This window comes from Chryseobacterium sp. StRB126 (assembly GCF_000829375.1).
Taxonomy (GTDB): Bacteria; Bacteroidota; Bacteroidia; order Flavobacteriales; family Weeksellaceae; genus Chryseobacterium.
The window spans coordinates 1294237-1306834 of sequence record NZ_AP014624.1; the positions used below are offsets into that span (position 1 = coordinate 1294237).

The 12598-nt window shown below is 32.9% G+C and carries 17 protein-coding genes; 13 read left to right on the forward strand and 4 right to left on the reverse strand.

Features of this window, described 5'->3' with window-relative positions; all coding sequences use genetic code 11:
• Positions 1-25: 25 nt before the first annotated feature.
• Both CHSO_RS05800 and CHSO_RS05805 read right to left on the reverse strand, forming a co-directional pair.
• Positions 26-631 (reverse strand): hypothetical protein, encoded by a 606-nt coding sequence (locus tag CHSO_RS05800; RefSeq protein ID WP_045493472.1) that lies wholly within the window; start codon positions 629-631, stop codon positions 26-28.
• Between the two features lie 64 nt (positions 632-695).
• A complete protein-coding gene (locus CHSO_RS05805; RefSeq protein WP_045493474.1) occupies positions 696-905 on the reverse strand; it encodes a helix-turn-helix transcriptional regulator in 210 nt (69 codons plus the stop codon).
• Positions 906-1054: 149 nt separating this feature from the next.
• Here CHSO_RS05805 and CHSO_RS05810 point away from each other — a divergent pair, with 149 nt between their 5' ends.
• The 3 genes from CHSO_RS05810 to CHSO_RS05820 all read left to right on the forward strand — a co-directional run bounded on the left by CHSO_RS05810 (position 1055) and on the right by CHSO_RS05820 (position 2695).
• Positions 1055-1366, forward strand: a complete 312-nt coding sequence (locus CHSO_RS05810; RefSeq protein WP_045493476.1) for an SH3 beta-barrel fold-containing protein — start codon at positions 1055-1057, stop codon at positions 1364-1366.
• Between the two features lie 67 nt (positions 1367-1433).
• Positions 1434-1934 (forward strand): hypothetical protein, encoded by a 501-nt coding sequence (locus CHSO_RS05815; RefSeq protein ID WP_045493486.1) that lies wholly within the window; start codon positions 1434-1436, stop codon positions 1932-1934.
• Positions 1935-1951: 17 nt separating this feature from the next.
• Positions 1952-2695, forward strand: coding sequence for an antA/AntB antirepressor family protein (locus CHSO_RS05820; protein WP_045493488.1), 744 nt, complete (start codon positions 1952-1954; stop codon positions 2693-2695).
• A gap of 24 nt (positions 2696-2719) precedes the next feature.
• On the opposite strand, the gene CHSO_RS05825 is transcribed toward CHSO_RS05820, so the two are convergent.
• Positions 2720-2917, reverse strand: a complete 198-nt coding sequence (locus CHSO_RS05825; protein WP_045493491.1) for a hypothetical protein — start codon at positions 2915-2917, stop codon at positions 2720-2722.
• 193 nt (positions 2918-3110) lie between these two features.
• On the opposite strand from CHSO_RS05825, the gene CHSO_RS05830 reads away from it, so the two are divergent.
• The 10 genes from CHSO_RS05830 (at position 3111) to CHSO_RS05875 (ending at position 11900) form a co-directional block, all read left to right on the forward strand.
• Complete coding sequence (locus tag CHSO_RS05830; protein WP_045493493.1) at positions 3111-4277, forward strand: Clp protease ClpP; 1167 nt, start codon at positions 3111-3113, stop codon at positions 4275-4277.
• Positions 4278-5381, forward strand: a complete 1104-nt coding sequence (locus CHSO_RS05835) for a hypothetical protein (RefSeq protein ID WP_045493496.1) — start codon at positions 4278-4280, stop codon at positions 5379-5381. It begins immediately after the preceding gene.
• Between the two features lie 10 nt (positions 5382-5391).
• Entirely contained in the window at positions 5392-5997 is a 606-nt protein-coding gene (locus CHSO_RS05840) for a hypothetical protein (protein ID WP_045493499.1), read from the forward strand.
• A gap of 57 nt (positions 5998-6054) precedes the next feature.
• Positions 6055-6555 (forward strand): hypothetical protein, encoded by a 501-nt coding sequence (locus CHSO_RS05845; protein WP_144428861.1) that lies wholly within the window; start codon positions 6055-6057, stop codon positions 6553-6555.
• Positions 6555-7943 (forward strand): hypothetical protein, encoded by a 1389-nt coding sequence (locus CHSO_RS05850; protein WP_045493508.1) that lies wholly within the window; start codon positions 6555-6557, stop codon positions 7941-7943. Before CHSO_RS05845 ends, CHSO_RS05850 begins: the two co-directional genes overlap by 1 nt.
• Positions 7927-8520, forward strand: a complete 594-nt coding sequence (locus CHSO_RS05855; RefSeq protein ID WP_045493516.1) for a hypothetical protein — start codon at positions 7927-7929, stop codon at positions 8518-8520. The genes CHSO_RS05850 and CHSO_RS05855 overlap by 17 nt, the downstream gene beginning before the upstream one ends.
• Positions 8510-10372, forward strand: coding sequence for an SGNH/GDSL hydrolase family protein (locus tag CHSO_RS05860; RefSeq protein ID WP_045493519.1), 1863 nt, complete (start codon positions 8510-8512; stop codon positions 10370-10372). The genes CHSO_RS05855 and CHSO_RS05860 overlap by 11 nt, the downstream gene beginning before the upstream one ends.
• Positions 10373-10376: 4 nt before the next feature.
• Entirely contained in the window at positions 10377-10688 is a 312-nt protein-coding gene (locus tag CHSO_RS05865; RefSeq protein ID WP_045493522.1) for a hypothetical protein, read from the forward strand.
• Positions 10685-11371 carry a hypothetical protein gene (locus CHSO_RS05870; RefSeq protein ID WP_045493525.1) on the forward strand — a complete coding sequence of 229 codons (687 nt, stop codon included), beginning with the start codon at positions 10685-10687 and terminating at the stop codon, positions 11369-11371. The genes CHSO_RS05865 and CHSO_RS05870 overlap by 4 nt, the downstream gene beginning before the upstream one ends.
• Before the next feature lie 88 nt (positions 11372-11459).
• On the forward strand, positions 11460-11900 hold the full coding sequence (locus CHSO_RS05875) for a lysozyme (protein WP_045493528.1): 441 nt from the start codon (positions 11460-11462) through the stop codon (positions 11898-11900).
• A 29-nt stretch (positions 11901-11929) separates the two neighbouring features.
• Here CHSO_RS05875 and CHSO_RS05880 read toward each other — a convergent pair whose 3' ends face one another.
• Positions 11930-12145 carry a hypothetical protein gene (locus CHSO_RS05880; protein WP_045493531.1) on the reverse strand — a complete coding sequence of 72 codons (216 nt, stop codon included), beginning with the start codon at positions 12143-12145 and terminating at the stop codon, positions 11930-11932.
• Positions 12146-12598: the final 453 nt, after the last annotated feature.

Genomic DNA, 12598 nt, shown 5'->3' on the forward strand with positions numbered 1-12598 from the left:
TATTTATTATTAATACATGTAGATTTTATTTAAACAATTCTTCCGTTTTATTTTTGTTATTAAACAAGTTATTTACTGCATTTATATCTAAGCTCTTAATGATATTGTCAAATTCTTGCTCATCGTTTAGAACAAGAAAGAATCCCTTTGTAGTCATAAATTGATTACTACTTGAAGTTAATGAATACTCATTACTTAAGATAAACAGATATTTACCATTCAATATTTTAAATCTTGGCTTAATAGATTTTGAAAAGTCTAAATTCCATTTTGACCCATAAAGAAAAGCAATGTCGTATTTATCAAATTTAACATCCATTTCTTTATCAAGCTCGGCAACTTTATTTTCGATGGCTGTTTTCTTCCAATTACTGAAAATTTCTTTGCATTTTAAAATATCTGATTTAAATTTTTCAATATCATTTATCGGGATTAGAATGTCTATTTTTTTTACAATATTATCTTGAGGGGCAACTCCTAAATATATTTTAGCCCTTTTTTCATTGGGATTATCTGATTGTATATCATATTTTCTGTCTTGAAAATACCCCATTGTATAAGATGATAATGTTTCTTGTGTAAAGAAATAAGATGAAAATAAAATAGAAGAAAGTAATAATAGTTTTTTCATGATTAAAATTTCCACAAAGAAAGGAAATATTTTTGAAATGTAAATTGAGGGAAACCGTAACTATTTAATTATTTGTATCATTAAGCAATTCACATACACTTACTTTTAAATATTCAGCAATTCGATAAAAGGTATCAATGTTTGGCTGTGCGTCATTATTACACCAGCGAGAAACAGATACTTGGCCTACATTAAGGTGTTCAGCAAGTGATTTTTGAGAAACATCTTTTTCAGCTAAAACTATTTTTATTCTGTTATATTTTTTCTTTTCCATATAGCAAAGATAATAAATAATATATGTAAGATAATAAAATATATTTCAAATATAAAATTTAACAAAATTTTAACATTGTGAATAATTATATTTAAAATATAACTATATATATTTGTACTGTAAATAATGAACAAATAAATATAAATAAAATGAAAACTATCTTATCAACCATCATGAAAAACGCTTGGAAATTTTTTAGAACAACGGGTATTGAATTTGCCGAGTGCTTGAAAAAAGCCTGGAAGCTTTATCATTTAACTGAAAGAATGAAAAAAGGGATTGTAAAATTTTATTTTCAAAAGGTAGACGGAACTATCAGAGAAGCATGGGGAACTTTAAAGGCTGACTTAATTCCGGAATCTGGATCTGATTCTAATAAAAAACAAAATGAAACGGTGCAAACTTATTATGATACTGAAGTTGGAGCTTTCAGATGTTTTAAAAAATTGAATTTAGTATAATATATAAAAAATAAAGGCTTTCTGCTCGCAACAGAAAGCCAAGTAAAAACAAATAAATGTCTTTATAATGAATACAAAAGTACAAAAAATAAGCTATTTAGAAAACGTAAATGTGGAAACTTTAGATTTTTCACTTCATCTAAATGATATTACTGCTTTAGATCCAACTAACGATAATATATTATATCATTTCTGTCTTTTCAATAAGGACTTAATGTTTTGGCCTTATATGTTCAATAAACTGATTTCGCGTGATGAGTTTTTAGAATTTAAAAATGTTGAAGAATATGCATATAATGCCTTGAAAGAAGAACAACTTTCCAGGTTTCAAATTAAATCTATTTGTGATCTTTCTGAGATACTATCAGAAGCAAAGCTATTAAGAGAAATAGGAGTAATAAAAAACTATGAATTTGTCGAAATATTCATGCAGGTTAGAGGTAAGCTATTTCAAAAATATTCAGCTATTAAAAAAGCTTATTTGAAAAAGCAGATTAAAGACAAAGGCATTACTAAGAACAGCGCGCAAAGACTTAGAGCAAAACTTGCTTGTTTAAATGAAAATTAATATAAAATACAGATAAAATGAAACAATTAATTACAATTCAGGAGCATAACGGTAATAATGCCGTTTCTGCTCGTGAGCTTCACAAGTTTTTAGAAAGTAAGCAAGATTTTTCAAACTGGATTAAAAACCGAATTAACAAATATGGGTTTATTGAAAATCAAGATTATGAGGTTTTCGATAAATTTATTGAAAACCCAAATGGAGGCCGTCCATTGACTGAATATGCCTTAACCATTGACTGCGCAAAAGAATTATCAATGGTTGAGGGCAATGAAAAAGGGAAGGAGGCTAGAAAGTATTTCATAGAATGCGAGAAAATTGCAAAGCAGAATACATTATCAGCTCCACGCTCTCATAAAGAAGTTATTTTATCCGAACTTAGGTTACTGGAGGAAAATGAAAAGCTTATTAATGAAAATGGAAGGCTTCAGGAGCGGACGCAATTTGTAGACGTGGTTTTTAAATCTGATGATTTACTTACTATCTCACAGGCTTCTAAAGCGCTGAATTTAGAATATGGCAGAAATACTCTATGTAAGAGACTTCGTGAGCTTGGAATATTCTTTAAAAATAGCAATGAACCTAAGCAGGAGTATTTAAAAAGAGGGTATTTCCGGGTAAAGGAAAAGATTGTAGGTGAGAGAAGTTCTGGAGAAGCAATAATTACAATGCAAACATTCATCACTCAAAAAGGACTCGGATTTATTGCAAAAACTATAGGAGTAGTTGTTCCGCAAATAAAAAGAATAAAAACAGCATAAAAATAGCCCCTAAATGGGGCTTTATTATTTTAATATATCGTTAATTTTTTTATTCATCGATTCTTCTTTCATTCTCAATTCCCTGAATCCAGATTTTTCCATTGGAAGCTCTCCATTTTTCTTACAAAATTCTAAATATTCATCATACATTTTGTCATCATTCATCTTCTTTTGATGAGTGTTTATATATGGGTTTGCATGGGCTTTCTTTTTTCCAAACATGGCATTTAGAAACCAATAAAAGCAAAAACATAGAATAAGGAACATTATTATCATGATACGTGCGAATTATTTAATTCGTTAAACAGCATAATTGCTTTATTAATAAGCATGTTATGAGCGGTTTTGACGAACTGTGTTTTAGCAAAATTAGTAAAAAAAACATTGAAATTTGTATTAGGTAGAATGGATTTTAATGAAGCACGAAATAAAACTTTACGGAGAGATTCTCGACTTGGTTTGGGCGGAAGAAAGCTTTCAATATATTGATGTTAAATATGTTGATAATGAGTTGTCTAAACTAACAGTTTCTCCAGGGGACGAGGTTATTTTTAATATACATTCTTTAGGCGGAGATACAGCTGTTGCTTTCGCTATTTACAATAAAATTAGACGATTCGGAAAAGAGAGAAACGTGGCAATTACCACTAGAATAGATGGTTATTGTGCAAGTGCTGGAGTTACTCTTTTACTGGCTGGTGATAAGCGAATTGGTAATAAGTACGCGGAGCCATTCGTGCATAATGCGTGGACCTATGTTGTAGGTGATAAAAACGAAGTAGAAAAACAGTTTGAAGAGCTTGAAAAAACAGATGTTATGATTGCTTCTCTGTATGAGGAACGAACTAAATTAACAAAAGAAAATGCACTTCAATTAATGCTGGAAGATACGTGGATTTCAGCCGAAAAATGTCTTGAATACGGATTCTATACTGAGCTTGAAAACGATGATGAATCTAAACCTGTTTTTAATTCTGAAAAACAAATCATTTTTAACTCCCTGAAAAGACCTAGAAATAATTCAATAAATAATAAAATGACGCAAGAAGAGAAGAGCTCATTTTTTGACAAGTTCATGAACTTGTTGAATGGGAAAGTTCCTTCTAAAAATGCTATGCTGTACACTGATAAGAATGAAGAGGTTGTATTTGCTGAGCTAAATGAAGGAGAAAAGCCGAAAGTTGGCGATGCTGCAACTATTAACGGTAAAAATGCGAGTGGTACAGTGAATATGGCTGACGGATCTGTTTACAATTTCGAAAGTGGTAAAGTAACTGAGATTAAAGAAAAAGATGGAGTGATAGACTCTGTAACTCTTAATTCTTTAAATGAAAAATTAGACAGCCTTATTTCAAAGAATACAGAGCTTGAAAGTAAGGTAACTGCACAGAACTCGATTATTGATGAGTTAAAAGGAAAGCTTAACAAGGTAGCAGAATTTGAGACAACATTCAATAGCCTAAAGAGTATTGTGGGCGAATATGGAGCAGGAGTTGAAAATGAACCTCCAGCGCCACAAAACAATGTTACCACTCAAGCTAAAAACAGATTCGAAAATTTCAAACTAAAAAACACAAAGTAAATGGCATTAGCATACGATTTTAATATTCAAGATTTAATTGATGCTGGTTGTGATCTTGCTCAAGCGAGACAACTAGACATTGATAATATGATTTTCCAGGAAACAGTAGAAACATCAGACTTTGCATCTAAGCATTATATCCAAACTGGAATTGAACACAATACGCCTATTATCGGTTTTGAACAACCAAAAAATTGGGATTTTTTAAAAAAGTCAAGTGATGCAGGCTGTAGTTGGAATTCTTGTACACTATCAAGTGAGCCAACAAAAAAATTATGGTCGCCTCATAATTACGATTGTTCACTAGAGTTCTGCTGGAATGACCCACAGATTACTAAAAATTTTAGAGCTTTTTGGAAGTTAAAATGCCAATCAGATCCGGAAACAGAATTTGATAATGCTTTTTATCAGTTTGTAATTTCTCAAACAACAAAAGCTGTAAATGATTCCATGTGGAGAATTGCATATTTTGACTACAAAGACAATACAAATACTGATTTTGCGGGTATTGATAATATATTCTTGAAGTTACAGGGGATTCTTACAGATCCAATATTAGCCGCTCAACAAAGAGTAGCCATTACTCAGAACGCAGGAGCAGATATTGCGGCACAAATGACATTGCCGGCTGATGCAGGTTATCAGTATTTGAAGAAAATGTTTGACTTGATGATTACTAACAGACCATACATGATGTCAATGCCGGGTCTTAAGTTTAGAATAACTCAGGAATTAGCATTAAACTATTTGAATTGGCTTCAAAACACTAAAGAGGTTACTTGTTGTTTCTCTCCTACAGATGGCGTTACTTCTTCAAGATATGCTTTATCAAACCTTAATTACATGGGTATTCCAATCCAAATTGAACAAGAGTGGACGGCGTTAATCAAGCACATTGCAGGTCCATCTGCAACTAAGTATGATAAACCACATAGAGCTTTACTTACTTATGATACTGAAATTTCAGTAGGTACATGCGATATGAATGCATTCAAGCAAATGAAGAGAATTTATGATCCAGTAACAGAGAAGTTGCACATCAGAGTTAAGACCAACATTGACGTTCAGGCAACATTTGATAAAAACTTCATTCTAGCAATCTAAAAGACTAATTATGGCAAATTGTGCAAAAATTATAAATAATTCTCTATTCAACTGTGATAATAAGTCAACAGGCGGATTAGAGCAAACTATAAAGCTGATTAACAGGGATGATATTTTAGCAAATCTTGGAGATTTTACAATCCAAAGAGCTATGGCTCCGGCGTGCCAACATTCAATTTCAGCTTATGCTGGTGATCCTACAACTTTAAAGGCCGTAACCTTTGAAGGGATTCCTTCTAAACAGCTACTATCGGCTTCTTACAACTTAACAATTGGTGATTACGCAGATTTGTTTACACATACTGTTAATCTATTTAGTCAAGGGATGACGATCGAAACGGTTTGCAACCTTAAAGCATTAGCTGTAGGAGCGGAAGTTGTAGCAATTGTTCATCAGAGAGATAAAGGAACTGATAACAAGGATGCTTTTTGGGTGTATGGATTTGACAATGGATTAAAGATTGGAGAATTCACATGGAACTCAAATGAAAACAATGGTAATTCTATCATTCCATTAGCATCTCGTGAGCCAAATCTTGAAAAAGATCCGCCTCTAAGATTGCTTTTAACAGACTATACAACTACTAAGGCGTTCTTTGATTCCCTGGGAAACTAAATGGGGGCGGGGACACCCCCTTCTTCAACTACACTTTTGATTATCCCTTTAGTTAGTATGGATAGATTAGAATTAATAAATAAAGGAGCGGATGCGGTTAGAAACACACCGCTCCTTTTTAATGCTTACAAACAATTTCTCCTAGAAGACTGGGGGCAATTGCCACAAGGTTGTTTTGGTTGCCAATTTAACAATCACTTCAATCAATGGAAAAATCAAGTGTTAAATAAAAACATTATTCCAATGGAAAAGAAAACAGAAAATAGCAATAAAACATATGTTCTAAAAGATAGAGGAACATTAAAGTACTTATACGGTGACGTATGGTCTAATAACTCATCTGATGCAGATTGGCTAAGATACATGGAATTAAAACCGGAAGCAAAAGATCTTTTTTATGTATTACCACAATTAGCTGATAAAACTAATGAAGATTTGGTTATTGAAAAAGATTATAAAAAAAAAGAGCTGAACGACTTGCCAGTGACAGAAGATGTTGTGGTTAATGAAGTAGAAGAAGCCGAAAAACCAAAAAGAGGAAGAAAAAGACAAAACTAATGCAAAAAGCAGAAGATAATTTATCAAAGTTTACAGCAAAATTCGTTGAGATTTATAATCGAATAATTCCACAAAGAAAGGAGTGTGATTTTGATATATATCTTAACGATGTAGACAACCTTTATCCGGATAGGCTTGAGGCAATCGAGCATAATTCTGTTACTGCATTAAGTTGCTCTAATAAACTTGGTAATTTTATTTTCGGAAAAGGTTTTTTAAACAATTTTGCAGCTGAAATAAACACAAGAAAAGGAAAAAAAATAACCCTTAACAGATGTTTATTAGATGTTGTTTCTTCGTTAAAAACACATAAAGGAGTATATATTCATGTTAACTACGATATAGAAGGTAAAGTAAATTACTTTGATGTTTTAGAATACAAAAAATGCCGAAAGGTTAAGGAAGATGACTATGGAAATGAAGGAATAATCGTTTATAGAGATTGGTCTAAAATTGAAAGAAGATTTAGTTTTATTACCGAGAGGAAAAATAAAAAAAGTAAATGGTTTTACCCTTACAATCCATCGAGTATAAAGGATCAACGAGAAAAAGACAGTCCAAAAAGCGATTTAAAAACTCAAATACGCAATTACCGTGGCCAGGTTCTGTATTATTCACTAGATGATAAAAATAAAGAATATTCTCACGGGTGGTTAAATGCCCAGGGAATGAATGATGCGGATTCTGAATTCAGAATGAGTTTATATCACAATAACAATATTCGTTTAGGATTCATCGATAAAACACTTCTTATAACGAATGGTTTAGATCCAGACTCTGAGAAGGAATTTCAAAAAGACTTTTACGATTGGCTAGGCGCTGAAAATGCTGGAGGCGTATATCACATCAATACCCCATTTCAGGTTGAAGATATTAAGAGCACAATTGCTATTGAAACTGTTCAATCATCATATGATCCTAAAAAATTTAAGGAAGTTCTGGAGGATATTAAAGATAATATTCGAAGCTGTTATCTTCAAATACCGAAGATTATTATTGATGATAAAGACGGTGGAATATTTGGAAATTCAGGTGAAGCTATCAAAGAAGCCACTAAAATTTACAACAATGAGACAGCCTTTATTAGATATGAAATTGAAGACCTTTTTAAAAAGATATTTAGTGTTGAATTTAAGATCATTCCAATTATCGAAGAAGAAGTTTCTAGTGATGTTGGAGAGGAATTAAGATTGAAATCACAAGCCGAGTTAAAAGGCTCTGTTGGTGGAGTATCGGCCCTAATTGAACTTCAGAAGAGTGTAAGTGAAGGATTTACTCAAAGAGAATCCGCGATTGAGATCATTAAAGAAATCTATGGAATTAGTGCTGATCTCGCTGAGAAAATGATTGGACAACCTAAAAATAAAGTAGATGACCCCACTTTGTAACATAGAGGCAAATTTAATTTCCAAAAGTGATTTTGAATGCATTGGACAAGTTGCGAAACATTGTGATTGGGAGCAGTTATGTGTATTTATCAGAGAGCAAACTAACTTATGGCTAATCCCAAAAATAGGGTATTGTCTAATAAGCAAAATTAATTCAGATCCGGAAAACGAATTAATTAAAAAGATTTGGTGTGGATCTGAGTATCAATGTGCAGGAAAGCTAAAGGTTCATTTTGGATTAAAAAGGGTTATTATTCATGCTAGTTATGCAGCTTACATCTTTAGACATGGATATGTGGATACTGCAGTAGGGGTCGTTCAAAAGATTAATCAAGATAGTGTTGCTGCACCAATTAACGAACTTAAATCAATAATGAATGAGCACTATAAAAACGCTGAGATTTACCTGGATATGGTTAAGGATTATTTATGTACAGTAAAAGATGAAGAACAAATAAAAGATTGCATCCAATTCAATTGTAAAAATTGCGGATGCGGGGGTATAAACAATAACAACGAAATTCAAAATAGAAATCCTATCGGAAGAAATATAACAAAGTGGAATTATGATGATTGATAAAAAACCGATACAAGATATGCCTAATAAGGCATTTGGAGATAAGCATTTTGCTTCAGAATTCAATACAGTAAAACAATTTTTACTAAAAACAGCTGATGCTGTAAATGAAATTCCAGCAATGATTGCGTCAGATTCTAAGGGTGAAGCAACTCCAACAAGTTCACCAACACCTTGGGCGCCAGGCGATCCTGCACTATTTGAAAAGTGGGAAGTAAAAGTAGCGGGTACCTATACTAATTTTAAAGATGAAAATAATCAATTTATAATCATTACTGAAGATGATTTTAAAGATAGTATAGTTCAGATTTGGGTAACAAATGGAGTAGCCAAGAAAGAAATAATTAAACTGCCTGAAGTTGATTATAATATGAGTGCTTTAGATCCTGATTCTATAGATAAGGCAGAAACGGGCAAAAGTGTTTCTACTTATTTTAAAAGTCAAATTATACCACCAAAACAAACTTCATTTCTTAAAGAAGATGAAATAAACCTTTTCGATAAAAACGCAATTTCTATTGGTTATCTAAATAACGGTGTTTTTTCGCCTAACACGAGTTATTTAACTTCTGACTATATTCCAGTTGTTTCAGGGGATGTTATAAGAACGCAAACATACATTAATTGGGCGTGTTATGATGCCAATCAAAATTTAATAATATATGATACTGTTCCGGGGGCAGGCGAAGAGTTTACAATACCTAATGATCCTCTAATTGCGTTCGTAAGAACAGACGCTCAAATAGGATATAAGGATAGTCTTATGATTGTTAAAAACATACCTTATCCGCCTCAATATGTACCATACGGAGATAATGTAATTGACTATAAAGATGAAAACTTTAAATCACTAATTGTAAGTACTGTAAGAGAAAATCAATTAGCATTACGTGAGAAACATCTTAACCTGCTTGATACAAGTAAACTCATTAATGGTTTTATGCGAGCAGATGGATCTATCGATCCTAATGCAGGCGCAAAATTGACTGATTATATTCCTGTAACGCCGGGAAAAAGATATATAGCACCTGGAAGTTGGGACTCTGGATATTTTGATCAGAACAAGGGAAATTTTCAGTTAGTTACTGGAGTTGGTGGGAATTTTTTAATTCCTAACGGCGTCTATTTCATGCGGGTTGCAATACCTGCATCTGCATTAATGCCTGATTCCATGATTTACGAAACTACCCAAAATCCTGTTGACTTCATTCCTTACGAACTGGCTAATATTGTATCAGAATTACCTGCAGAACAATTGCGCCCCTTGTGCTCGCCAATAAGAGGCAAAAAATGGGGGAATATAGGAGATTCTATTGCGAATTTCGGAGTCGGATACAAGGTAATTATTCCATCTCAGTCAAATTGTGAAACATTTAATTACGCGGTAGATGGCGCTAGTTATGCACCTAAATCGGGTCAAACGATGGTAATATCAGAAGCATATGTAAACATGGCTAATGACCTTGATATTATTACCGTGCATGCAGGTGTCAACGATGTAACTGCCGGGACTCCAATTGGAACTAATTCTGATACCACTAATGTTACTTTTAAAGGTGCTTTGAACGTTACATTTAAAGGATTAATAAAAAAATATCTTGGAAGAAAAATAGGTATTATAACGCCGATTCAACGAGAGGGGAACTCTTATTTACTTCCGTATGTTGATGCGATTAAGGAAATTGCAAAGATTTACGGATTGCCCGTTCTGGACCTTAATAGTAGTTGTGGTCTTACTCCGGATATTCCAGAAGTTAAAGCGGCTTACTTTGATAATATTGGCTTACACCCTAATCGCGATGGACATAAAGTTTTCGCTAATAAAATACAAACATTTTTAGAATCCTTATAATGAAATGGCAGATCCAAATACTAATCAAATCGGACGGATTCAGCAGCTTATCACAAAGAATCCTATCGCATTCGTTGCTGCAGTTTTCTTTGTTATGTTTTGGATCACCTACTTCATAAATATCAATAAAAATAATGATTCAGAAGAGTACTGGAAAGGATTGTATGAGAAAGAGAAATGGGAAAAAGACGCTTTGAAAGATCAGTTATTAAAAAAGGCCGGATATATTGAGAAAGAGACTATAAAAAAAGCAGATAGCACCCTTCGGGAAAAAACTCAAGAACAGGCCAAAATAATTTTAAATCAAGCAAAATGAAAAAGAATACATTTATAGCGATTTTGGTTTTGGCAGTTTTAGTTTTAGCCGCAAACCTTTTTACGGGATGGTTTACTTTAAGTAAAAACGACAGAATTGTTGAAGACTCAAAGCATAAAAGTGATAGCATTGCTTTGTATACGTGGATGAATCGAATTGATAGCACCCTGCATGGAAAATTTGAAGAAAAAGAAGGTGATTTAATTCAGAATCATGTTACTAAAAACTATAACACTTATGTTCAGGATACTTTAGCTCCAGCTCTTAATATTGCTACTGAAAAGATAGACGAATTAACAAGGGCTAAATTCATTTTAGAAGGACAATTAAAAGCAAGTAAGGAACAAAGGGAAAAGGACCGTATTTATTATGAAAATAAATATATGCAGATCGTTTCCAATACGGCTGACAGTACTGTAAATTATAAATACAATGCAGTCGTTGACGTTGTTAAGTACAATGAAAGAAAATGGCTTTTAGGACCCGATAAAACGTACATCGATATTTCTTCTCCAGATAGAAACATGAAGATTAATGGTGTCGAACATTTCAAAAAGAGGATAGATATAAAACCTAAAAAAATAGGTTTTGGAATTCAGGCAGGTTATTATTATGTGCCAGGAGTAAATCAATTTTATCCGGGCCTTGGATTAGGTATTTCTTACAATTTAATCAGGCTATGATCGACATCCTATTCAAAATAACACTTTACACATTGGGTGCCGAAACCGGGTTCTGCGGGAAAATAATAATTGACGAAATACTTAAGAAATGAAAACATCACAAAAAGGAATAGACTTAATATTGTCATTCGAAGGGTTCAGCGCTAAGCCTTATCTGGACTCTGCAGGGATTCCAACCATTGGCTATGGAAACACTTATTATCCGGGAGGTAAAAAGGTAACAATGAAAGATACGACTATTACGAAAGAAAAAGGCGCGGAACTCTTTGCGTTAGTATTGCCAACTTATGAGAAGGTTGTAAGTTCTAAAGTGAAAGTGGCTTTGACTCAGAATCAATTTGATGCTTTAGTATCTCACGCTTATAACACAGGAGGATCAGATGGTTTGTTTTCTTTAATCAATAAAAAAGCAGAGGAAGATGAGATCAGAAAGTGGTTCACTACAAAATATATTACAGCCGGAGTAAAAGTTTTGAACGGGCTAATCCGAAGAAGAAAGGCGGAAGCTGATTTGTTCTTTGCGAAATAAAAATTCCCCACTGTTAGGTGGGGTTATTGCTATTTTATTACAACAAATCCATTATATGGTCGTCCTGACGTTATTCGTACTGCATTTTCAATAATTTCAACACCTCCAATAACTTGATGGGTTGAGCCATCTTTAATCATATAGGTTTGTACAATTGGTTTGTCTTCAGAGTGGTCAATTGTAATGTCAATTTTAAAATCATCAGCATCCTGCTGCCAATCTGCTTCTGTGAAATTTTGTGTCATGATCTAATTTTTAATTGTTAAGGGGCCAATATACAAACAATTAAAACACACGCATTACGGATTCCCGTAGAATTATGACTACAGTCATAAATCGGCTACATAAATTTGTATATATTAGAGTCTCGAATAATTTATTTCTATCAACACTTTTTTAACCTTCTGGTGCCCTGGGAGGTTTTTTATTTGGTAAGCACTTCCTGATTAAGCGGTATTTTCTGTAGTGAATATCTGTTGTCTAGTTTAAATTTGAAATATGACGACTTTTTGAATTCTCTGTAAAAATAATCATAAGCCTTTTTACTCTTAAGTTCGGCGGGGAATGAGTCGTAAAACTTTTGCAGATTGGTTTCAATTGCAATCACTTTTTCCTCAAAAATAACAACATATATGTTCGATAACTTTTTATTCATACGACAATTCTACATCAAAAGTACAAAATAAGGCGTAAATAAT